The sequence below is a fragment of the Flavobacterium marginilacus genome, from assembly GCF_026870155.1.
In the GTDB taxonomy this organism is placed as follows: domain Bacteria; phylum Bacteroidota; class Bacteroidia; order Flavobacteriales; family Flavobacteriaceae; genus Flavobacterium; species Flavobacterium marginilacus.
Window position 1 is genome coordinate 1,294,136 of the sequence record NZ_CP113975.1, and the last position, 22,474, is coordinate 1,316,609.

Here is a 22,474-nt window from a genome sequence, read left to right on the forward strand (position 1 = left end):
AGATGTTGCACTGCAACGTCTGTACAAAAACAACGGTCATAATTGATTTTATGATTGGTACAATAAGCAAAATAAGGGCGTATGGGGGATGCCTAGGCTCTCAGAGGCGAAGAAAGGCGTGATAAGCTGCGAAAAGTTACGGGGACGAGCACACATCGATAGATCCGTAAATACCTGAATGGGGCAACCCGCTATGTTGAAGACATAGCACACCGATAGGTGGGCAAACCCGCTGAACTGAAACATCTAAGTAGGCGGAGGAGAAGAAAACAAAAGTGATTCCGTAAGTAGTGGCGAGCGAACGCGGATTAGCCCAAACCAGTGCTGTTACGGCAGTTCTGGGGTTGTAGGACCACGACATTTCTTGCACAAGGAACTAGAATCTGCTGGAAAGCAGAACCAAAGAGAGTGATAGTCTTGTATAGGTAACAAGTGTAAAGGATAGTGGTATCCTGAGTAGGGCGGGGCACGTGAAACCCTGTCTGAATTTGGCGGGACCATCCGCTAAGGCTAAATACTCCTGAGAGACCGATAGTGAACCAGTACCGTGAGGGAAAGGTGAAAAGAACCGTGAATAACGGAGTGAAATAGATCCTGAAACCATACGCTTACAAGCGGTCGGAGCCCTTTCGTGGGGTGACGGCGTGCCTTTTGCATAATGAGCCTACGAGTTAACGTTGCTGGCAAGGATAAGTGGTTAAGCCACGGATCCGTAGCGAAAGCGAGTCTGAATAGGGCGCTTTAGTCAGTAGTGTTAGACGCGAAACCGTGTGATCTACCCATGGGCAGGATGAAGCGCTGGTAACACAGTGTGGAGGTCCGAACCGGTTGACGTTGAAAAGTCTTCGGATGACCTGTGGGTAGGGGTGAAAGGCCAATCAAACTCGGAAATAGCTCGTACTCCCCGAAATGCATTTAGGTGCAGCGCAAGGCATAAGTTATATAGAGGTAGAGCTACTGATTGGATGCGGGGGCTTCACCGCCTACCAATTCCTGACAAACTCCGAATGCTATATAATGTTTCCTTGCAGTGAGGGCTTGGGTGCTAAGGTCCAAGTCCGAGAGGGAAAGAACCCAGACCATCAGCTAAGGTCCCCAAATATATGTTAAGTTGAAAGAACGAGGTTTGTCTGCCCAGACAGCTAGGATGTTGGCTTGGAAGCAGCCATTCATTTAAAGAGTGCGTAACAGCTCACTAGTCGAGCGGACGAGCATGGATAATAATCGGGCATAAACATATTACCGAAGCTATGGATTTTACAGCAATGTAAAGTGGTAGGGGAGCATTCTAACAGGGCTGAAGGTGTATCGTAAGGTATGCTGGACTGGTTAGAAAAGAAAATGTAGGCATAAGTAACGATAATGCGGGCGAGAAACCCGCACACCGAAAGACTAAGGTTTCCACAGCTATGCTAATCAGCTGTGGGTTAGTCGGGACCTAAGGCGAACCCGAAAGGGACAGTCGATGGCCAACGGGTTAATATTCCCGTACTAGTGATTACTGTGATGGGGTGACGGAGTGATGAAAGCGCCGCGAACTGACGGAATAGTTCGTTGAAGTACCTACCTATAAGAGATGCAGGCAAATCCACATCTTTTGGGGAAATACGATAGTACTCGGAGTCTTCGGACAAAGAGATAGTGCGCCTAAGGGCTTCCAAGAAAAACCTCTAAACTTCAGGTAATCAGTACCCGTACCGTAAACCGACACAGGTAGTCGAGGAGAGAATCCTAAGGTGCTCGAGAGATTCATGGCTAAGGAATTAGGCAAAATAGACCCGTAACTTCGGGAGAAGGGTCGCCCCGAGTAATCGGGGCCGCAGTGAAGAGGTCCAGGCGACTGTTTATCAAAAACACAGGGCTCTGCAAAATCGTAAGATGAAGTATAGGGCCTGACACCTGCCCGGTGCTGGAAGGTTAAGAGGAGATGTTATCTTCGGAGAAGCATTGAATTGAAGCCCCAGTAAACGGCGGCCGTAACTATAACGGTCCTAAGGTAGCGAAATTCCTTGTCGGGTAAGTTCCGACCTGCACGAATGGTGTAACGATCTGGACACTGTCTCAGCCATGAGCTCGGTGAAATTGTAGTAACGGTGAAGATGCCGTTTACCCGCAGTGGGACGAAAAGACCCTGTGCACCTTTACTATAGCTTAGTATTGACCTTGGATAAATGATGTGTAGGATAGGTTGGAGACTGTGAAGTGGCGTCGCCAGGCGTTGTGGAGTCATTGTTGAAATACAACCCTTTGTTTATCTGAGGCCTAACCCCCAACCGGGGGGACATTGCTTGGTGGGTAGTTTGACTGGGGTGGTCGCCTCCAAAAGAGTAACGGAGGCTTCTAAAGGTTCCCTCAGTACGCTTGGTAACCGTGCGTAGAGTGCAATGGCATAAGGGAGCTTGACTGAGAGACATACAGGTCGATCAGGTACGAAAGTAGAGCATAGTGATCCGGTGGTTCCGCATGGAAGGGCCATCGCTCAAAGGATAAAAGGTACGCCGGGGATAACAGGCTGATCTCCCCCAAGAGCTCATATCGACGGGGGGGTTTGGCACCTCGATGTCGGCTCGTCACATCCTGGGGCTGGAGAAGGTCCCAAGGGTTGGGCTGTTCGCCCATTAAAGTGGCACGCGAGCTGGGTTCAGAACGTCGTGAGACAGTTCGGTCTCTATCTACTGTGGGCGTTAGAAATTTGAGTGGATCTGATTCTAGTACGAGAGGACCGAATTGGACTAACCTCTAGTGTATCTGTTGTCCCGCCAGGGGCACCGCAGAGTAGCTACGTTGGGAAGGGATAAGCGCTGAAAGCATATAAGCGCGAAACCCACCACAAGATGAGATTTCTTTTAAGGGTCGTGGAAGATGACCACGTTGATAGGCTATAGATGTAAAGGCAGTAATGTCATAGTCGAGTAGTACTAATAACCCGTAAGCTTATGTACGCCTCCTCTCCCGATGAAAATCGGGAGAAGAAACTTTCTAAAACTTTTTATATTCTTTATCTCAGTATGTTAAGATATTTGCTCGACGCAGAGCAGTCTTAAAGACGAAAGTCAAAAGTCATAAAGTGAAAACTTTAGACTTTATGACCTTAGACTTTGGACTAACAGCCTTAAGGTGGTTATTGCGGCGGGGCTCACCTCTTCCCATCCCGAACAGAGTAGTTAAGCCCGCCTGCGCAGATGGTACTGCAGTTATGTGGGAGAGTATGTCGCTGCCTTTCTTTATAAAAACCCTGTTTCATAACGAAACGGGGTTTTTTATTAAGATTTGAATATTTTCATTCTTAGGTACCTTAGCTCAGATGGTAGAGCAATGGACTGAAAATCCATGTGTCCCTGGTTCGATCCCTGGAGGTACCACTTTAAATGCTCGGATGGTGAAATTGGTAGACACGCTGGACTTAAAATCCAGTGAACAGCAATGTTCGTGCGGGTTCAAGTCCCGCTCTGAGTACAAAAAAAGCTTCATGCAGCATTAGCTAAATGAAGCTTTTTAATTTATGAGAATTTTATCGGATCAATCCGTTTTTTACCATTGACACCAAAGAAAGAGGGAAAGGGAGTATAAGGGATCAGGTTTTTTGGTTTGATTTAGTATTATTTTTAAAACGGAATTAAGCAAAAGATTAAATAATATGAAAAGAAGAAATCTTTAACTTTATTAAGTGGTTTTTTAATTTTTTGAAAAAACAGTTTTAGGCTATTGGATTTATTCTGTAATATTCACAAATCGTATTAATTGGGCATTCCCCGCATTTTGGTTTAGGTCTGCAGATTTCTCTTCCGAGAAAAGAAATAGCCATACCGATTTCTCCCCAAATACTTTTTGGTAAAATCTGCATAAGTAATTTTTCGACTTTGTTGCCATCCTTTGTTTCTGGTATTAATCCAATTCGGGGAGAAACACGGATAACGTGTAAATCGGCAATGATGCCTTCTGCTGGAACTCCGGCTTCCCGCATAATGACGTTGGCTGATTTTCGTCCGATTCCTTTCAAAGCAGTTAAATTATCCATCGTTAATGGAATGTTTTGGTCTTTTTGGATGCTTTGGGCAATTTCGATTAGCCAGCTGGCTTTGGTGACAAAATTCCGGACTTTTGAAATATGAGGAATTAATGCGTCTACATTTGAAACAGACAAACTTTCCATATTTGGGAATACTTTGAATAGAGCGGGGGCAATTTTATTGATATTGGCATCCGAATCCTGAGCCGAAAGCACTACCATAATTACCAGCTGATATAGATTTTGGTAATCCAGCGGATGCTTTTGGTCTTTGTATCTTTTCAATATTGGAGCCAATTTAGTTTCCCAATCATTTGTTTTTCCAAATAAATCCATTTCGTGTCATTTTTGATTAGAAATTTACAAAATATAAAGCTATTTTTCAATGTCCTTTATAAATTCGTCATACTCTAAATAAAATAACTCGAGAGTATTCATTTTCTCATAGAAGAAATAAAATATTTCATCCCAATGACTGCGGTTGCTTATACTTACATTCAGTTTTTCAACCCAAATACGGCTAATGGTTTTTCCGTTTTCCAAAGTGTAATTTTTTTCGAATACTAAATCTTTTATGAATTCTTCTTCCAGTATATTTTTTAATGCGGTCAGTTTTTCGAAATATTGCATGCGTAATTCTGTGTTTCTCATTTCGATGTCAATATGTACTTGAGCTTTTTTATTTTCGACATAGAATTTAAAGGAGAAATCTTTGATTTTGGTATCATATAAGACCCATTTCCGAGGATATTTTTGGGCAAATTCAACCCAAAATTCGTGTTTTAGCTTTTGATTTTCTTCTTTACTGTACATATTGCTGGGTTTTGAATGTTTAAAAATTTGTTCGGCACTTATTTCTAAAGTATATTTAGAAATTATTTTATCTGCAAAAATAACCTTTGATTATGGATTTTCAAGATTTTTTACAAATTGTTCCTTATTTGAGTTCGGTAAATCTGCCGGGAGAAGTGGCTCATAATATTATGGTGCCAAAAGGGCGTCTTGAGATTACCAAAAAATTGAATTTTGATCGAATAGAATACAAAAAAGCAGGTGTAATGATGCTGTTTTATCCTAAAGAAGGAATAACACATTTGGTTCTCATAGTCCGGAATTCGTACAAAGGAGTTCATTCTTCCCAAATTGCTTTTCCGGGAGGGAAATATGAAAATAATGATGCAGATTTTATGCAGACTGCATTGAGAGAAACCTACGAAGAAATTGGGATCCATCAGGAAAAAATAGAAGTGCTTAAAGCTTTTACCAATTTATATATACCTCCGAGTAATTTTATGGTTTATCCTTTTTTGGGTATCTGCAGGGACGAAGTGATATTTTATCCTGATCCAGTTGAAGTGGCAGCTATTATTGAACTGCCTTTGACTCTATTCCTAAGCGATTCGATTGTAGTCAATGCAGAAATGACTACTTCTTATGCTAAATCTATTGAGGTGCCTGCATTCAAAATTGAAGGACATATTGTCTGGGGGGCAACAGCAATGATGTTAAGCGAATTGAAAATTGTTTTGAATTCTATTTTGAATAAAATTAATTTTTGAATATCCGGTTCTGTTAAAAGCATTGTCTTTTAATATTAAAAAAGGAAAATAAATCGTAATTTTGCAGTCCCAAATCTAAAAACAAATAAGCAATCTTATGGGATTATTTAAACGAAATCCTTTTGGACACATTTTATTTATAAAAAAATGGCTGATTCGAATCTTTGGATTTATCAGTCACAGAAGATACCGTGGGTTTAATGAACTGCAAATAGAAGGCTCCGAAATTATTAAAAATCTTCCTGATACAAATGTTCTTTTTATATCCAATCATCAGACTTACTTTGCGGATGTAACTGCGATGTTTCATGTGTTTAATGCCAGTTTAAGCGGCCGTGAAGATTCCATAAAAAACGTATGGTATATGTGGCGCCCCAAATTAAATGTATATTATGTTGCTGCAAAGGAAACAATGAGAGCAGGATTACTGCCTAGAATCATGGCTTATGCAGGTGCTATTACTGTAGAAAGAACCTGGCGTGCCAAAGGACAGGATGTAACAGAGAAAAAGGATGTAAATCCCAATGATACTGAGAATATCAAAATTGCCCTAGCCGATGGCTGGGTGATTACGTTTCCGCAGGGAACAACCAAATCCTTTAAGCCTGTGCGAAAAGGAACAGCACATATTATAAAACAGCATAAACCGATAGTTGTTCCTATCGTTATTGATGGTTTTCGACGGTCGTTCTGCAAAAAAGGACTTTATATGAAAAAGAAAGGAATTCTGCAGTCGCTTGTTATAAAAGAACCTTTGGTTATCGATTATGAAAATGATACAATCGAAGAAATAGTTGAAATGGTTGAATATGCTATTGAACAGCATCCTTCTTTTCTAAAAGTTATCCCTGCAGCCGTTTTAAAAGAACAGGAAGAACTCAATAAAACCAGACAATGGGATTATTAAAATAAAAAAAAGAGACGTTTGTCTCTTTTTTTTATAAATCAATTTTCTTCAATTCTATATAATTATTCTGCAGGCGTTTTAATAAAATGCCATAGATTAATTTGTAAATCAGCCAGAAAGCAAAGGTAAAAACCGCTGTAGCAATTATTAGCACTACAAATGATATTATAGCAATATTTAATGGCATTTCCGGATGGCTCACACCGCTTTTTGAAACTCCTTCCAAATAACCTTCATAAAACAGATAACCGCCAAAAACAATAAAGAAGAAAGCAAAAAACGATAAGTTAAATGCAATATACTGCTTCACCACTTTTCGGGTTTTTAATATGGTCGAAATCAGTTTTTTGGTATTGTCATCGACAGCAATTTTACGATACATAGAGTAGAATTTAAATATAAAGTAGAAAATAACGATATATAACAATACACTTGTCGCAATATAGTAGCCATAGATACCTAAATGCTTAATTAATTCCACAGTTTTTTCATCGTATTTAGTAAATGATATAGCCAATCCTAATATCAATCCTAATCCTAGTTCTATGATACTGACTAAAAAAATCCACTTCACTACCGAAGACGATTTTTTATGAATCATTTTGTAGATATCATTTTCCGATAGCTGTTCAAAAGAACCGCTGTTCTTCTGCCAGTCTTTTTTTAATAAATCCAACTCTTTCATACGCCTAATGGATTTAGTATTTTTTTTAATTTCCCTTTTATCCTATTCATTTTTACTCTTGCATTCACTTCGCTAATTCCTAAAGTTTCCGATATTTCGGTATAATCTTTGTCTTCCAGATACATATATACCAATGCTTTTTCGATGTCATTTAGTTGGTATACAGCTTTGTACATTAATTTCAGCTGTTCTTCTTCTTCATAATTATATTCTATGTCGTGAGTGAAATGCTGTCTGCCTTCATACTCAACAGTTGCAATACTGCGTTTGTTTTTCCGATACAATGTAATGGCAGTATTCAGGGCGACTCGATAGGCCCAGGTAGAAAATTTACTTTCGCCCCTAAATTTTGGAAAAGCTTTCCATAACTGGATTGTGATTTCCTGAAACAAATCCTTATGTGCATCCTCACCAGAAGTATATAATCTACAAATCTTGTGGATTATATTCTGGTTTGCCTGCAGCTGCTTGACAAAAGAAGGTTCTAGATTTTCACTCATATCCCATTAGTACGACTCCTGTGCATTTTGTTACACGATATTTTATTCTAAATTAATTTCAATAATTAGATGCATAAATCGATTAGTTATAACTGCATTAGTTCCGCTTTCTGTTTCTACGAGCGAAGTAAACTAGCGAAACAATCGGGATAGTTTAGTTTGTTGTTAATTAGATATTGTGGTTTATAATTCTCTTTCTTTGTAATAATTCACCATCAAATTGACAAATTTACTGTAGCTGTCCATGCCGTCTTTCTGTTGATTAATTTTTAAAAAGTTGTCATAAAAAGCATGAAAAGCGGTTTCAATTGGAGTTTCATATTGTTTCCAAAATTCGCGGCTTTCTTTATAATTTTTTAAAATTCCCGGATGAACAGTTTTAAGTAACTGATCCAGAACTTTTTCGTTCCGCACCTGCCAATTTCCTAAACAATACCGCAAAGCGATACTGTAACCAGAATACTGAATATACAGATTGTCATTTTTAATTGAAGACATAAAGCCTATAAAATTACATTCACTCTCACTGGCATAACCCATCTGATGTGCCATTTCATGATTGGCAGTCATAGGGAAGCTGTACATTGGTCCCAAATAATTTACCTGTGCTTCATTTGTAAACGGATTCAGATAACCGCCAAAACCCATATAAGTCAGCGGCAGACTGAAAAGGGATTTCTTGATGCTCAAATTGGAATAAGTAAAAAAATCATATTCTTTAGCCAGTTTTGTATATCCGTTTTGGTTCATTTCAAAAACCTGATTTTGAGAATAGGGGAAAACTACTTTCAAACTGTTGTTTTTTGTGATTTGTTTTTGAACGGCATTCGTTTTTGCAATTAACTTTTTGGTAAATGCTAATAAATCGGCATCAGTATAATCTCTTTCAATATTCATTTTTTCGAATAATGGTTCACGGTAATAATTCAGTGCCCAAAGAATGTGAAAGAAAAAATAAAACACCGAAAGTGCACTCAAAACCATTAATAGATTGTTTTTCCATTCCTGCTTCCATGATTTTCTTTTTTTCCAAAACCATTTCAAAGCAAATAAAATCAGAATAAAATAAATACAGTCGCCCACCGAGAATGGAATTTTGCCTAAAATGATTCTCGAAAATTTAGAAATGTAAACATAAAATCCGTTGCTGTATAAATGTTCTATGAATTCTGGAAAAAAATGTATGATTTTCAGAATCAGGATTTGAATTAATAAGAATAAGGGGAGAATATAACTGCGTTTCATTTTTTATAAATTGTATTTGTAAAGAAACAAATTTTGGATGATTATTTAATGTTTCTGATTCTCAAAATAAATAGTCAATAGATTTAAAATAAATCAAAACTTTTATAAAATTAGCTTTGGGAGTTTGTAACTTTGAAGCTTGTAAATGTTAAACTTCAAACAAAAAATAAATGAGTCAAGAGATAAGAAATCTAGAACCGAAAGCACTTTGGAACAAATTTGCCGATTTGAATGCAGTACCTCGTCCTTCTAAAAAGGAAGAACGTGTAATTGAGTTTATGAAAGACTTTGGTGCTAATTTAGGACTAGAAACTTTTGAAGATGAAATCCGTAACGTCATTATCCGCAAACCTGCTACTGCAGGAATGGAAAACAGAAAAGCTTTGGTTTTGCAGGGGCATTTGGATATGGTACATCAAAAAAATGCCGATACGGTTTTTGATTTTGATACTCAGGGAATCGATATGTATGTAGATGGTGACTGGGTTCGTGCCCGCGGAACGACTCTTGGTGCTGATAATGGTCTTGGAGTGGCCACGATTATGGCTATATTGGAGAGTAAGGACATTCCGCATCCGGCTATTGAAGCTTTGTTTACGATTGATGAAGAAACAGGAATGACCGGTGCTTTAAATTTGCAGGGAGGTATTCTTAAAGGTGATATTTTATTGAATCTAGATACCGAAGAAGATGATGAAATAGGCATTGGATGTGCCGGAGGAATTGATGTCACTGCCACTGCTGAGTATGATGAAGAGGAAACTCCTGAAGGTTCTGTCGGGTATACGATTAAAGTAAAAGGATTGAACGGCGGACATTCAGGAATGGATATTCATAAAGGATTGGGCAATGCCAATAAAATTATGAACCGTTTGTTATTTGACGGTTTTGATAATTTTGGACTTCAGATTGCCGAAATCAACGGGGGAAGTCTTCGCAACGCAATACCGCGTGAGAGCACTGCAAAAGTAATTATCGCTTCAGTTTATGATGAAGCTTTTGTTTTCGATATGCAGCAGATCGTTAATGAAATCAAAGCGGAGTTTCAAACTACGGAACCGAATCTGGAAGTAGTTTTCGAAAAATTAGATTCAGTTCCAGCAGCTGTAATGCCTCCGATAGCTCAGTTTTATTTTGTCCGTTCTATGTATACGGCACACAATGGAGTGTATAGAATGAGTGCCGATTTTGATAATCTGGTTGAAACTTCAAATAATATTGCGAAAGTAGAAGTAGGCGGAGGGAAGTTCTCTGTGAAATGTTTGACACGTTCTTCTGTGGAATCGTCCAAATTTGATTTAGCAAATGCTTTGCGGTCTGCTTTTGAATTAATGGGATGTGAAGTAGAATTTTCAGGATCTTATCCAGGCTGGTCGCCAAATCCAAAGTCTGAAATATTGGACATCTTGGTTTCTATTTATGAAAAACAAAATGGTGAAAAACCAAATGTTGCGGCTTGTCACGCTGGTTTAGAATGCGGTATTTTAGGAATAAATTATCCTGATATGGATATGATTTCTTTTGGACCAACAATTCATGGCGCCCATTCACCAGATGAAAGAGCAAGTATTTCTTCGGCTCAAAAATATTGGAAATTTGTATTGGAAATTCTTTCAAATATACCAGTTAAATAAGTATTCAGTGTTCAGTTAAAAAAAACAATGTTCAGTTAAAAAAAACAGTACTCAGTTAAAACTAACTAAGCACTGTTTTTTACTGAATACTAATTTTAGTCCCTTTTCGGGTTGTTTTTCTTTTCTCTTTTAGCTTCCTTTTTTTCTTTTGCAGTTTTAACAGGCTCTTTTTTGACTGTTTTCTTTGCGTCTTGACCTTTTGACATAACTACTATATTTTGATTGTTTTTTATAAAATTATTATAGTAAAGATAACATTTTTGAATCTAAATTCAATTTTAAAAGCCCAAAAACTAGTGTTAAATCCTAATTAATTAATCGCTGGTCAGTTATTGTTTTTTCTTTAAAAACAGCAGTAAACCCAATACGCTAATTACCAAAATAATTAATGCTGCCATAACCATGGTTAAGTCACGAATGTTTTTGCCTGCCCAATCCATAAACAAAAATTTGTGAAATATGGCAAATGAATACCCTTCAGTAACATCTGATTTTTCGATGACAGCAGCCAGTCTTGAAGCAGCGGTTTCAATAAAGTATGTAGTTTTTTCAGGCGTGTCGTAAGCTAATTTTATAACAGGTAAACGTTTATTAGCAAAGCCATATTCTCGGCTTTCAAATTCAGTTATTGTTTTGGTTTCTAATAAAACTGCTTTTTCAAGATTTGGTTTACTTTCAGTATCGCTGTCCATTTCACAACAGGCAGGTTTACTAGTATTTGGGTCGCTAAAATACAATGCAAGAAATTTAGCGTATTCTAAATCGAGGTTTGGTATCACTTTGTTAGTTACAGAGTTGATGTAAAGAATCTCGTTTTTTGGATTTTCCTTTTTATCCCATTTGGATTTAGAATCTGTTTTCGGGCTATTATATTTACTTTTAGATTCGGCCAATTGGGCTCTATAATATATGCTGTCGTTTAAGGCAATAATGCTTAAGTTTTCTAATCGATTCCAGTCTAAATGAATTTCGTTGCTTGATGTTGAAAGATCCTTCGTTTCGAAAACTGGTTCATAGACCATTTTGTCAAGTGTATATGGCTTCCATTTGGTTGTGGCGTGATATGCTCCGCTAAAAGCAAAAGTCAAAGTAAATAGTGAAACCCAGATTCCGATTTGACGATGGTACCTGCGCAGGCCTTTTTTAGGATTCAGATTATCAGTTTTTCTGAATTGTTTCCAAAACAAGCCATATATTACAATACCGCTTACAGCAGAAAAGAAGATAATCGAAAGAAATAAAATCATAAAAACGATACGAACACTATTGTTACTAATAGCATCTACAAAAGACCAATTGTGAAAAGTATCGAAAAACCAAATAAAGGCCTGTCTTGATTTTGGGTTATACGTTGCCAATTTACCAGAAGCAGTTTCTACGTACACTTCCATCCCGTCAGGACGGTTAAAAGTTGTTTTGTAAACTGGCAAATAGCGGTTGATGTATTTGTATTGCGAAGTAAACTCATTTACTACATCTGTTTTTTTAATCGGACTTTTTTGATCGTCCAGAAAATAACGTGAAAGCCAATGAGCGTATTTTTGATCTCCGTTTTCTAGTTTTTTTGCGTTTGTTGCATTGAAATATTCAAGTTCGCCTTTTACTGTTTTTACCTGATAAAATACTGATTTATCAAAAGATACAATTCTGAAATTTTTAAATTCGGTTATATTGTTTTTGTCTAAAACTTCTTGAATGGAAAATGTCAGCTGTGATTTATCAATTGGTTTTACATTAAGGCGTTCATTGGCAATTTCAGGTTTGAAAAAATGCGCCATAAACGGATGCATTAATCCGGATAATGTCCAGAAAATAACCGGGATTATAGTAATGATTCCAATAATACGATGCCAGGAATATATTTTCTGTTTAATTTTTTTTACGAATTTAGAATCTTTCTTTTTTGAAGATTTTCCTTCTTTTGGTGTATTGTTCATTGTATTTTATTTTTTTAACCACAGATTTAAATGATTTAATGTGTTTTTATTCAATCTGTGGCTGATTTTTATTATTTTCTGAACGAAAAATTATATTGTAATCCAATCAAAAATGTTCTTGGAGCAGCTGCGGTATAAGTGGGCTGTGAACTTGTCGTATTTGCTCTTGAAACATTATACGCATACAATTTATCGGTTATATTTATTATGTTTCCATAAATTTCGATTCCTTTCCATTCATAACCGGCTCTGAAGTTAAAAATATCATATCCTGCATATTTTACGGTATTGATTTGGTCTTGGTAATAATTTCCAACCGACTGCCATTCCAATGAGGTTCTGAATTTTGGAAACCAATTTGGATAATAACTGATTTCAGAGTTTCCAGACCATCTTGGGGCTTGAGGCATTTCTTTTGCGTTCACGTTTTGCAAAGCATCTGCCGGGCTGTCTGAAATTTTAAAATCAATAAAAGTATGTTCGGCGACTGTTCCGCCAAAACGAATATTCAATTGATTGGATAACAGTCTGTAGTTTCCTCCAAATTCCACTCCTTTGTGTCTTGTTTCTCCGGCTGAACGATAGTCTGTTGAATTATCAGGTAAGCGAACATTCAGTAATTCATTTTTACCTTCCATGTAATAAACGGCATAATCAAAGTTTAATTTGCCTTCCAATAATGCTAACCAGCCTCCAATTTCATAATTATTGAAAGTTGCTGGTTCCAAATTATAATAGAATTCCGCTGGTTTTCCTGTTGTTCCTCCAGTGCCCGGTTTGGCTCTAAATATAGAAGTGATTGCCGGAGGAGCAAATCCTTGTGCATAGTTTGCATAAATTCCGGTATAGTGAACTGGATTATAGTTGGCTCCAGCCTTGAAAGTGGATTTGTCGTATATTTTAGTCCCGGTAGAATTATCTAATGCATTGTTGTAATCGACTTTTAAATTATCGTAGCGGGTTCCAGCAGTTACAATCAATTTTTCGATAGGGTTGAAACTCATCTGTGCATAAAATGCTTTGTTGAAGATGTCTGCAGTATAGTCAGATAATTTTATATCAGGGCGTTCTGCAGTAATTTCATAATGATCCACAGTTTGTTTTCCTGATGTTCCCGGATTTAGATAGGCTTTCATTTCCAGTAAATAAGCCCAGTAGTCAACAGGGGAATAATCGTATAAGGCACCACCAACAATTTTTGTGTTTAAAAAATTAATTTTTTGTGTGTGCTGTCCAATGGCTCCGTAGCTTTTGAAATTATTGGAGTTGACTTCGCCAGTTGCTGTTGTTGGTTTTACTGTAGAACTCCATTTGATTCCGTATGATGGATTTTGTCCTAATTTATTGTCTCTATGATAGATTGTAATATAACTGCTGGCATTGTCATTCCAATCATGTTCTAAGGTTAATCGGGTTCTCAAAGCATCCGATTTTCTATAGGTAAAATCGGTGGTGCTTTTATAGGTTCTATTATAAAAAGCTTCTTCATTTACACTGCCGCTCATATCGGAATAGTATTTTCCCCACATCGTATTGCTGATTAATCGTGTCTTATCACTGATATTATAATCAACCCTAACGTTAAGATTATCTTTATTATAATCAGAGTAGGTCATCCAGCCGTTTTCCTGTAAACTGGAAATTCCTGCAATATGAAAAGCAACTTTGCCTATTGTTGCTCCGCCAGCAGCCTGGATTCTTTTATAGCCCCATTGGTCTGCCTGGATTCCAAATTTGAACTCCGGATTTATTGAAGGTTTAACTGAAATTAAATTGATAGTTCCGCCTACAGCTTCAGGGCCATATAAAGAGGATACCGGTCCTTTGACAACTTCAATATTTTGAAGATTGAATTGGTTGATTTCCAATAAAGCATTGTGGTTAAAAATTCCCATCGGGCGAATAGGTAATCCATCTTCGAGATACAAATAGTAGGCGTTTGTTGTCATAGGCTGACGAATGGACATCGAGTGCTGTTCATTGCCGAGATTTACCATCAGTACTCCTGGTGTTTTATTTATGATTTCATAAGCTGCAACGGCTTTGGTTTCGTTAATGGTTTTGGCAGTCAGTTTGCTTACTGCAGAAGGAGTTTCTTTTCGTAAAGTTGCTGAACGGTTTGCGGTAACGAAAACATTTTCAAGTGTTTCAGTTTTTGTAGAATCTTTTTCGGTTTTGTTTTGTGCAATAGTAATTTGTCCCATTACTAAAAGGGAAAATAATATTTTTTTCATTTTAATTTATATAAATATAGGATAATGACAATTGTTTCATTGGCTTTAAGCCAATGAAAGAGTTTCCAAATAATTTGAAAAGTGTAATTAGAATTTATATAAAAAAGGAGGGAGGACGAAAGTTGGATAAAACAACCGCAATTGGTTTTCCGTCAAAATGAAAATAATTCTTTTGAGAAATAAAAGAGGAATTTGTTATAAAAGTTACGGCAGTTTCTAAAGTGTTTTGAATGTAAATCAGCTCTGTTTTTTCTTTCAGATTGTTTTGCATCTCTTTTTCGTTGTCGTCAAATTGTTTTAAACTTTTTTTAAGTTCACAATTTCCATTACATGTATTGTTGGCTACTTTTCTTTGAATACAAATGGTTTTAGCAATCTCGTCTTGGTTGATTTTGAATTTGGCATAAATAATGATGTTTCCAAAAGAAGGAAGCAACAGTATGGATGAAAGTAATATGACGAAAAATTGTTTCAGACTATCTTAAATTTTAATGCAAAAATAAGATATATTTTTAAGATAATTTTGTCTTTTAATAAAAAATCCCCAACTACTTTCGTAATTGGGGATTCAGATTAACCGGTTTTATATTTAAGAAACTAAAACCCAGGCACCGCTTGCGATTAAACTTTCGGCTTTCTTGTATTTTAATTCCTGTGTCTGTCCGTTAGCTACATTTTGGATCGTTACTGTATCATTACGGTTTATTTTTGGCTGGTCACGAACGATAGTTTCAGTAACTTGGCGCTGCTGTGTTTCTCCTGCCTCACGATTGGAATTTTCGCTGTTTGGAATTTCGTCTTTACTTAATTTGTAATCTTCCACTTGGCGCTCAATTTTGGCTTCTTCAATAACAGGAGCATTTTGAGCAGGTAAATCACCTTTGAACAAGAATGAAATTACCTCTTTGTTTACATTGTCAAGCATGCCACGGAACAAGTTGAACGCTTCCAATTTATAAATAAGCAATGGATCTTTTTGTTCGTGAACAGCCAATTGAACTGATTGTTTCAATTCATCCATTTTACGTAAATGTTTTTTCCAAGCTTCGTCAACGATAGACAGAGTGATATTCTTTTCGAAATCGGCAACCAATTGATTTCCTTCTGTTTCGTATGCTTTCTTCAAATCAGTTACAACATTGAACATTTTTATTCCATCAGTAAACGGAACTACGATGCGTTCAAAATGATTGTTTCTGTCTTCGTAAACATTTTTGATAATAGGGAATGCTTCTCTGGCACTTCTTTCTGTTTTTTGAGTATAAAATTCGAGAGCAGCTTTGTATAGTTTTCCTGTAATCTCAATTTCAGTCAGTTTAGTGAAATCGTCTTGAGATACTGGTGATGTGAATGAGAAATTACGAATAATTTCGAATTCAAAATCTTTAAAACTGTTTTTAGCTTTGCTTTCATCTACAATCACTTCACAGGTATCATAAAGCATGTTGGCGATATCCAGTTTCAAACGCTCCCCAAATAAAGCATGGCGGCGGCGTTTGTAAACTACTTCACGCTGCGCATTCATTACGTCATCATATTCTAATAAACGTTTACGAACACCAAAGTTGTTTTCTTCTACTTTTTTCTGAGCGCGTTCGATAGATTTGGTCATCATAGAATGCTGAATAACTTCACCTTCCTGTAGTCCCATTCTGTCCATAACTTTGGCTACTCTTTCAGAACCAAATAAACGCATCAGGTTATCTTCAAGAGAAACATAAAACTGAGAACTTCCAGGATCTCCTTGACGACCAGCACGACCGCGTAACTGACGGTCTACACGACGTGAATCGTGACGCTCTGTACCTACAATTGCCAAACCTCCTGCAGCTTTCACTTCTGGAGTCAATTTAATATCGGTACCACGGCCTGCCATATTGGTTGCGATAGTAACTACACCTGCTTTACCAGCTTCCTCAACGATTTGAGCCTCTTGCTTGTGCATTTTTGCATTCAAAACGTTGTGTGTAACACCTCTCATTTTAAGCATACGGCTTAATAATTCGGATATTTCAACCGATGTTGTACCAATAAGTACCGGTCTTCCAGCTTTTGATAATTCAGTTACATCTTCGATAACGGCGTTGAATTTTTCACGGGTAGTTTTATAGATATAATCTTCTTTGTCTATTCTGGCAATTCCACGGTTTGTTGGAATTTCAACAACATCCAGTTTGTAAATTTCCCAAAGTTCGCCAGCTTCAGTTACGGCAGTTCCTGTCATACCAGCCAATTTGCTGTACATTCTAAAATAGTTCTGTAATGTAACTGTTGCAAATGTTTGTGTAGCTGCCTCAATTTTTACGCTTTCTTTTGCCTCAATTGCCTGGTGCAATCCGTCTGAGTAACGACGGCCATCCATAATACGGCCTGTCTGCTCATCTACAATCATGATTTTGTTATCCATGATTACATATTCTACATCCTTTTCAAAAAGAGTATATGCTTTCAAAAGCTGTGTAAGGGTGTGAATACGCTCGCTTTTTACTCCAAAATCCTGGAACAAACGCTCTTTTTCTTCAGCTTCAGCATCTTTGTCTAATTTTTTCTTTTCAATGGCAACAATTTCGGTTCCAATATCCGGAAGTACGAAAAAGTTAGAATCAGTATCTCCTGAAAGGAATTTGATACCATTATCAGTTAAGCTTACCTGATTATTTTTTTCTTCAATTACAAAATACAGCGCCTCGTCCACTTTTGGCATTTCGCGGTTGTTGTCCTGCATGTATTGATTTTCGGTTTTTTGAAGCAACTGCTTAATTCCTTCTTCACTCAAAAATTTAATTAAGGCTTTGTTTTTTGGTAAACTTCTATACGCTCTTAATAATAAGAAACCGCCATCTTTTGTGTTTCCTTCTTTGATTAATTTTTTTGATTCGGCAAGAAAACCATTCGCTAATTGACGCTGCAAGGCTACCAGATTTTCAATTTTTGGCTTCAATTCATTGAATTCATGACGATCTCCCTGTGGAACTGGTCCTGAAATAATAAGAGGTGTACGGGCATCATCAATTAAAACCGAATCGACCTCATCGACAATGGCAAAATTGTGTTTTCTCTGAACTAAATCTTCAGGAGAATGCGCCATGTTATCTCTTAGGTAATCAAATCCGAATTCGTTATTGGTACCATAAGTAATGTCAGCATTATAAGCATTTCTTCTTCCTTCGGTACTAGGCTGGTGATTGTCGATACAGTCAACAGTCAATCCGTGAAATTCGAATAGAGGAGCTTTCCATGTGCTGTCACGTTTTGCTAAGTAATCATTCACTGTTACCAAATGTACTCCGTTTCCAGTCAAGGCATTTAAGTATAAAGGCAGAGTTGCCACTAATGTTTTTCCTTCTCCTGTCTGCATCTCGGCAACTTTACCTTCGTGCAGTACCATTCCGCCAATTAATTGTACGTCATAGTGAATCATATCCCAGGTAATGTCTTTTCCGGCTGCATTCCATTTGTTAGCCCAGACAGCATTGTCTCCTTCAAGGGTAATATAGCTTTTTGAAGCTGAAAGTTCTCTGTCTTTTGCTGTAGCAGTAACAGTTATTTGTGAGTTTTCTTTGAAACGTCTTGCAGTTTCCTTAACTACAGAAAAAGCTTCTGGAAGAATTTCCATCAGTGTTTTTTCAGAGATATCATAAGCTTCTTTTTCAAGAGCATCAATAGCAATATAAATATCTTCGCGTTTGTCAATATCTTCAATGCTGTCTACTTCCAGTTTAAGAGAAGCAATTTTAGCATCTTTTTCGGCACGGGCCTGTTTTATTTTTTCTTTAAAAAAAACGGTTCTGGCTCTTAATTCGTCATGTGACAAAGCTTGTAAAGTGCTTTCAAAAGTCTTTATTTTATTTAAATACGGCTGTAAAGCTTTTACGTCTTTCTCGGATTTATCTCCAACAAAGATTTTAATAATACTGTTTATGAAACTCATGATCTGTTTTTATTTCTATTTAATATATCTGCGTAAATTTAAACAAAAAAAAAGCCTCTTTTGAGACTTTTTCTTGGTTTACTTTTTAATATTCATCCTCGTTCCAAAGATAATCTTCGTCAGTTGGATAATCTGGCCAAATTTCTTCCATTGATTCATATATCTCGCCTTCATCCTCAATTGATTGAAGGTTTTCTACCACTTCTAATGGAGCACCGGCTCTAATAGCGTAGTCAATAAGTTCGTCTTTGTTCGCAGGCCACGGTGCATCGCTTAAATATGATGCTAATTCTAATGTCCAATACATATCTATCGATTTAGTTTTGTGCAAAAATAAATTTTTTACTGAAAAAGACAAGTAAAAAACGATTTATTTTTTGTAAAGTTAAGAACGTATTAACGATTGCTGATTTTTGATTTATGACTAACGATTTTTGATTTTAAATTTAATATCAAAAATTGTTAATTTTCAGTTTGAAATCCTATTTCCTAGGTATCCATTTTACTTCATCAGCGTTTAAATCAAATGACAACTTTCGTGCCAATACAAAAAGATAGTCAGAAAGTCGGTTTAAGTATTTAATTGCTATTTCGGCAACTGGCTCATTATGACTTAAATGTACAGCTAAACGTTCGGCACGCCGGCAAACGCATCTTGTTATATGACAATATGACACTGTTTGATGTCCGCCTGGTAGAACGAAATGAGTCATTGGCGGGAGCACTTCTTCCATTGTGTCTATCTCTTTCTCTAAATATTCGATATCAGTTTCGGTTATTCCAAGTTTTTTTAAGCGGAGTTCACCGTTTTTCATGATTTCTTTTTCCGGCGGAGTAGCCAGAATTGCACCAATGGTAAAAAGCCTGTCCTGTATTTCAATTAACACATCTTTGTAATGGCTGTTTATTTCCTGATCGCGAATAAGCCCGATATAGGAATTTAATTCGTCGACGGTTCCGTAACTTTCAATGCGGGCGTGGTCTTTTGGTACACGGGTACCGCCAAAAAGAGCAGTTGTTCCGCCATCTCCGGTTTTTGTATATACTTTCATTTAATTTTAGATTTTAGATCTTTGATTTTAGATTCTTAATCTGAATTCTAAAATCAGAAATCTGCAATTATTTTGTTGTATCAGTTTCAATAAGACCGTCTCTCAAACGAATGACTCTGTGTGCATAAGCTGCGATTTCTTCTTCGTGAGTTACTAATATAACGGTGTTTCCCTGAGCATGAATATCACCAAAAAGTTTCATGATTTCCAATGAAGTTTTGCTGTCAAGATTTCCTGTTGGCTCATCAGCAAGTATAATAGAAGGTTTGTTGACTAATGCGCGGGCTATCGCAACACGCTGACGCTGTCCTCCTGATAATTGATTGGGCTGGTGATCCATCCTGTCAGCAAGATTCACTTGGTTAAGAACTTCGGTGGCGCGTACAGTCCGTTCGGATTTTGAGTGGCCTGCATAAATCATCGGCAATGCTACATTATCAAGAGCAGTTGTTCTTGGCAAAAGATTGAATGTCTGGAAAACAAAGCCAATTTCTTTATTTCTAATTTCGGCCAATTCATCATCTTTCATGTGGCTGACATCTTTTCCATTCAAAACATAGCTGCCGGATGTTGGTGTGTCTAAGCATCCCAATAAATTCATTAATGTAGATTTTCCTGATCCTGAAGGTCCCATTAAGGCTACGTATTCCCCCTTATTAATTTCCAGATCAATACCTTTTAATACATAAACGATTTCGTTTCCTAGTACAAAATCTCTTTTGATATTTGTAATTTTTATAAGCGGGTTTTTCATTAGAATTTAGATTGCTTTGCCAGTTCGTCCCAAGGACTCGTGTGCAGATTATTGATTTTGTTTTTAAAAGTACAAAAGACTTTTTAATTTATCATAAGTAGCATTTGATCGCTTTTTGTTACAGTTTATTGAATGTAATATTATTGACTAAGCACAATAGAAATCGATATTACAATTTCATAAATCAGAGTACTTATTTCTGTAATTCAAATATAAATTAAGTAAGTAAATAATGATTAAAATTTATAAAAAACGTATTTTAACGATTTTTTAATTAATTTTAACGATATTTTTTAGCCTGTTTTGATTTTTATATTGTAGATTTACGTCATAAAAGTTTTAAGTTTTGTGTGCTAGTTATTAAGAATTCAAATTTTTGATAATAGCTGTCAGTACTTTTTGACTATTTGCATAGTTAAATTTAGCAATAAGGTTGAGAGGTTAAGTTATTTTAAATAAAAAGACAGTCATGGGGGTGACTGTCTTTTTTTATTTAAAATGCTCGTTATATATTATCAAATAAGAATTAGTCTGATATTTTGTAGATTTTGGTAATGTCTTTTAATATTTCTGTAAAATTGATGTCTAGGTCTATCAATCTGCCTGAGTGAATATCAAATACCCATCCGTAAACTTTTAAACCTCTTTCTCTGAATGCTTTTTGCACTTCGGCAGTTTTAATAACGTTAATGCATTGTTCCTGAACGTTTAGCTCTACCAGTTTTTTGTATTTTTCTTCGTCATCCGTAATGGCATCAAGGGTTCTTCTATGGATTCGATACACATCTCGAATGTTTCTAAGCCACGGATTCAGTATTCCCAAATCAGATTGCTGCATGGCCGCATGAACACCGCCACAGCCATAATGCCCGCAGACTACAATATGATTTACTTTTAAATGAACAACTGCATAATTAATAACCGACATAGAATTCAAGTCAGTATTGGGAACCATATTGGCAATATTCCGGTGCACAAAAACTTCTCCAGGTTCCAGCCCCATAAGCTCTTCGGCTGAAACCCGGCTGTCCGAACAACCGATGTAGAGAAATTCGGGTGATTGTCCTTTTCCTAGTTTTTTAAAATAATCTTCGTCGATCTGGAGCTGTTTAATTATCCAATTTCGGTTGTTTTCAAAAATTTGTTTGATATCCATGAAGTGATTTTTTTGATTTTTTAAAGTATAAAGCTAGGTTCGTATTATGAAATGCTGTTTGGGCTGCTCGTACCTGAAAAATACCAGTCCCCATTGAAAAGTATCAATGCTTACGGTAACCTTTTGATGATTCATTATAATTTCCCAGGCTTCCTCCATTTCGGCAGACCAGTGAATGTCATCAAAAATCCAGACGGTTTCATTGGTTATTGTTGGCAATAATAATTCAAAGTATTCTAATGTCGCTTTTTTGGAATGATTTCCGTCAAAGTAGATAAGTCGAAAGTCGAAAGCCGAAAGTTGAAAATCACCTAAATAATTATTGAATTTGGTTACCACAGAATTTATACTGTTTAAACCAAATTGTTTAAATTGATTTTTTGCAATTGCCATTGTATTTGGACAGCCTTCTAATGTTGTAATAGACGCTTGCGGATTTCCCAAAGACAGGGCAGAAGTGGCAAGCCCTAGTGAAGTTCCAATTTCCAATATAGTTTCGGGCTGGAAATAATTAATTATTCGATATAATAACTGTGCTCGCTTTGCAGAAATACCAGCAGTTTTTGCTATTTGGGCAATCTGTCTGGCATTAGATTTAAAAACCCGTGAACCTGCCCCAAAATCAGTTACTTCGATAGTGTTTTTATTCTGCAAAAGCGAATTTCTATATTCTTTTAAAACTTCATATTCGGGTTTTGGTTTATTGTCATAAAAACATTTGGTCAATAGAGAAAAAACAAATGGAGAATGTACGGCATGTTCATTCTTGGAGTGCCAAAGGAATTTTATATAAGATTTGATCTGAAAAAGCATAGCAACAAAGATACTCAGAGAATTTTAAACAAACACGAATTTCAAGAATTGACACGAA

Annotated in this window: 17 protein-coding genes, 2 tRNA genes and 2 rRNA genes; 7 read left to right on the forward strand and 14 right to left on the reverse strand. The window is 36.7% G+C overall.

Going from position 1 to position 22,474, the window contains the following annotated elements; all coding sequences use genetic code 11:
* The first annotated feature begins 60 nt into the window (after window positions 1-60).
* The 4 genes from OZP07_RS05725 (at window position 61) to OZP07_RS05740 (ending at window position 3,456) form a co-directional block, all read left to right on the forward strand.
* Window positions 61-2,942 (forward strand): 23S ribosomal RNA (locus OZP07_RS05725).
* Window positions 2,943-3,113: 171 nt separating this feature from the next.
* A 5S ribosomal RNA gene (rrf, locus tag OZP07_RS05730) occupies window positions 3,114-3,223 on the forward strand.
* 66 nt (window positions 3,224-3,289) lie between these two features.
* Window positions 3,290-3,362, forward strand: a tRNA-Phe gene (locus OZP07_RS05735).
* Between the two features lie 8 nt (window positions 3,363-3,370).
* Window positions 3,371-3,456: transfer RNA gene (locus tag OZP07_RS05740), tRNA-Leu, on the forward strand.
* 241 nt (window positions 3,457-3,697) lie between these two features.
* On the opposite strand, the gene OZP07_RS05745 is transcribed toward OZP07_RS05740, so the two are convergent.
* Both OZP07_RS05745 and OZP07_RS05750 read right to left on the reverse strand, forming a co-directional pair.
* Window positions 3,698-4,345 (reverse strand): endonuclease III domain-containing protein, encoded by a 648-nt coding sequence (locus OZP07_RS05745; protein ID WP_281637602.1) that lies wholly within the window; start codon window positions 4,343-4,345, stop codon window positions 3,698-3,700.
* Between the two features lie 39 nt (window positions 4,346-4,384).
* Complete coding sequence (locus OZP07_RS05750; protein ID WP_281637603.1) at window positions 4,385-4,822, reverse strand: DUF4268 domain-containing protein; 438 nt, start codon at window positions 4,820-4,822, stop codon at window positions 4,385-4,387.
* Window positions 4,823-4,914: 92 nt separating this feature from the next.
* On the opposite strand from OZP07_RS05750, the gene OZP07_RS05755 reads away from it, so the two are divergent.
* Together OZP07_RS05755 and OZP07_RS05760 are read left to right on the forward strand one after the other, a co-directional pair.
* The gene (locus OZP07_RS05755) at window positions 4,915-5,568 is read left to right on the forward strand and encodes an NUDIX hydrolase (protein ID WP_194643711.1); all 654 of its coding nucleotides are present in this window, start codon (window positions 4,915-4,917) and stop codon (window positions 5,566-5,568) included.
* A 97-nt stretch (window positions 5,569-5,665) separates the two neighbouring features.
* Entirely contained in the window at window positions 5,666-6,475 is an 810-nt protein-coding gene (locus OZP07_RS05760; RefSeq protein ID WP_194643709.1) for a lysophospholipid acyltransferase family protein, read from the forward strand.
* A 31-nt stretch (window positions 6,476-6,506) separates the two neighbouring features.
* Here OZP07_RS05760 and OZP07_RS05765 read toward each other — a convergent pair whose 3' ends face one another.
* The 3 genes from OZP07_RS05765 to OZP07_RS05775 all read right to left on the reverse strand — a co-directional run bounded on the left by OZP07_RS05765 (window position 6,507) and on the right by OZP07_RS05775 (window position 8,905).
* Complete coding sequence (locus OZP07_RS05765; RefSeq protein ID WP_194643707.1) at window positions 6,507-7,160, reverse strand: DUF8845 family protein; 654 nt, start codon at window positions 7,158-7,160, stop codon at window positions 6,507-6,509.
* On the reverse strand, window positions 7,157-7,660 hold the full coding sequence (locus OZP07_RS05770) for an RNA polymerase sigma factor (protein WP_194643705.1): 504 nt from the start codon (window positions 7,658-7,660) through the stop codon (window positions 7,157-7,159). Before OZP07_RS05770 ends, OZP07_RS05765 begins: the two co-directional genes overlap by 4 nt.
* Window positions 7,661-7,843: 183 nt before the next feature.
* A complete protein-coding gene (locus OZP07_RS05775; protein WP_194643703.1) occupies window positions 7,844-8,905 on the reverse strand; it encodes a DUF3810 domain-containing protein in 1,062 nt (353 codons plus the stop codon).
* A gap of 170 nt (window positions 8,906-9,075) precedes the next feature.
* Here OZP07_RS05775 and OZP07_RS05780 point away from each other — a divergent pair, with 170 nt between their 5' ends.
* Window positions 9,076-10,539 (forward strand): aminoacyl-histidine dipeptidase, encoded by a 1,464-nt coding sequence (locus OZP07_RS05780; protein WP_281637604.1) that lies wholly within the window; start codon window positions 9,076-9,078, stop codon window positions 10,537-10,539.
* Window positions 10,540-10,868: 329 nt separating this feature from the next.
* Here OZP07_RS05780 and OZP07_RS05785 read toward each other — a convergent pair whose 3' ends face one another.
* The 9 genes from OZP07_RS05785 to OZP07_RS05825 all read right to left on the reverse strand — a co-directional run bounded on the left by OZP07_RS05785 (window position 10,869) and on the right by OZP07_RS05825 (window position 22,416).
* Window positions 10,869-12,476: a PepSY-associated TM helix domain-containing protein gene (locus OZP07_RS05785; protein ID WP_281637605.1), complete on the reverse strand. Its 1,608-nt coding sequence runs from the start codon at window positions 12,474-12,476 to the stop codon at window positions 10,869-10,871.
* Window positions 12,477-12,547: 71 nt separating this feature from the next.
* A complete protein-coding gene (locus OZP07_RS05790) occupies window positions 12,548-14,710 on the reverse strand; it encodes a TonB-dependent receptor (protein WP_281637606.1) in 2,163 nt (720 codons plus the stop codon).
* A 94-nt stretch (window positions 14,711-14,804) separates the two neighbouring features.
* Complete coding sequence (locus tag OZP07_RS05795) at window positions 14,805-15,146, reverse strand: hypothetical protein (protein WP_228520961.1); 342 nt, start codon at window positions 15,144-15,146, stop codon at window positions 14,805-14,807.
* Window positions 15,147-15,299: 153 nt separating this feature from the next.
* The gene (gene secA, locus OZP07_RS05800; protein ID WP_281637607.1) at window positions 15,300-18,641 is read right to left on the reverse strand and encodes a preprotein translocase subunit SecA; all 3,342 of its coding nucleotides are present in this window, start codon (window positions 18,639-18,641) and stop codon (window positions 15,300-15,302) included.
* 85 nt (window positions 18,642-18,726) lie between these two features.
* On the reverse strand, window positions 18,727-18,948 hold the full coding sequence (locus OZP07_RS05805; protein ID WP_007138072.1) for a DUF2795 domain-containing protein: 222 nt from the start codon (window positions 18,946-18,948) through the stop codon (window positions 18,727-18,729).
* A 175-nt stretch (window positions 18,949-19,123) separates the two neighbouring features.
* Window positions 19,124-19,693 (reverse strand): cob(I)yrinic acid a,c-diamide adenosyltransferase, encoded by a 570-nt coding sequence (locus OZP07_RS05810; protein WP_281637608.1) that lies wholly within the window; start codon window positions 19,691-19,693, stop codon window positions 19,124-19,126.
* Window positions 19,694-19,760: 67 nt separating this feature from the next.
* Window positions 19,761-20,447: an ABC transporter ATP-binding protein gene (locus OZP07_RS05815; RefSeq protein WP_281637609.1), complete on the reverse strand. Its 687-nt coding sequence runs from the start codon at window positions 20,445-20,447 to the stop codon at window positions 19,761-19,763.
* Window positions 20,448-20,973: 526 nt separating this feature from the next.
* A complete protein-coding gene (locus tag OZP07_RS05820) occupies window positions 20,974-21,603 on the reverse strand; it encodes a carbonic anhydrase (protein WP_281637610.1) in 630 nt (209 codons plus the stop codon).
* A 33-nt stretch (window positions 21,604-21,636) separates the two neighbouring features.
* Window positions 21,637-22,416: an O-methyltransferase gene (locus tag OZP07_RS05825; protein ID WP_281637611.1), complete on the reverse strand. Its 780-nt coding sequence runs from the start codon at window positions 22,414-22,416 to the stop codon at window positions 21,637-21,639.
* Window positions 22,417-22,474: the final 58 nt, after the last annotated feature.

What these genes read in the sequence shown, in the direction of transcription:
- OZP07_RS05775 (WP_194643703.1), bottom strand. Translation starts at nt 8,905, where the DNA reads ATGAAACGCAGTTATATTCTCCCCTTATTCTTATTAATTCAAATCCTG.
- OZP07_RS05825 (WP_281637611.1), bottom strand. Translation starts at nt 22,416, where the DNA reads ATGCTTTTTCAGATCAAATCTTATATAAAATTCCTTTGGCACTCCAAG.
- OZP07_RS05785 (WP_281637605.1), bottom strand. Translation starts at nt 12,476, where the DNA reads ATGAACAATACACCAAAAGAAGGAAAATCTTCAAAAAAGAAAGATTCT.
- OZP07_RS05755 (WP_194643711.1), top strand. Translation starts at nt 4,915, where the DNA reads ATGGATTTTCAAGATTTTTTACAAATTGTTCCTTATTTGAGTTCGGTA.
- OZP07_RS05815 (WP_281637609.1), bottom strand. Translation starts at nt 20,447, where the DNA reads ATGAAAAACCCGCTTATAAAAATTACAAATATCAAAAGAGATTTTGTA.
- OZP07_RS05805 (WP_007138072.1), bottom strand. Translation starts at nt 18,948, where the DNA reads ATGTATTGGACATTAGAATTAGCATCATATTTAAGCGATGCACCGTGG.
- OZP07_RS05820 (WP_281637610.1), bottom strand. Translation starts at nt 21,603, where the DNA reads ATGGATATCAAACAAATTTTTGAAAACAACCGAAATTGGATAATTAAA.
- OZP07_RS05810 (WP_281637608.1), bottom strand. Translation starts at nt 19,693, where the DNA reads ATGAAAGTATATACAAAAACCGGAGATGGCGGAACAACTGCTCTTTTT.
- OZP07_RS05770 (WP_194643705.1), bottom strand. Translation starts at nt 7,660, where the DNA reads ATGAGTGAAAATCTAGAACCTTCTTTTGTCAAGCAGCTGCAGGCAAAC.
- OZP07_RS05780 (WP_281637604.1), top strand. Translation starts at nt 9,076, where the DNA reads ATGAGTCAAGAGATAAGAAATCTAGAACCGAAAGCACTTTGGAACAAA.
- OZP07_RS05760 (WP_194643709.1), top strand. Translation starts at nt 5,666, where the DNA reads ATGGGATTATTTAAACGAAATCCTTTTGGACACATTTTATTTATAAAA.
- secA (WP_281637607.1), bottom strand. Translation starts at nt 18,641, where the DNA reads ATGAGTTTCATAAACAGTATTATTAAAATCTTTGTTGGAGATAAATCC.
- OZP07_RS05790 (WP_281637606.1), bottom strand. Translation starts at nt 14,710, where the DNA reads ATGAAAAAAATATTATTTTCCCTTTTAGTAATGGGACAAATTACTATT.
- OZP07_RS05750 (WP_281637603.1), bottom strand. Translation starts at nt 4,822, where the DNA reads ATGTACAGTAAAGAAGAAAATCAAAAGCTAAAACACGAATTTTGGGTT.
- OZP07_RS05745 (WP_281637602.1), bottom strand. Translation starts at nt 4,345, where the DNA reads ATGGATTTATTTGGAAAAACAAATGATTGGGAAACTAAATTGGCTCCA.
- OZP07_RS05765 (WP_194643707.1), bottom strand. Translation starts at nt 7,160, where the DNA reads ATGAAAGAGTTGGATTTATTAAAAAAAGACTGGCAGAAGAACAGCGGT.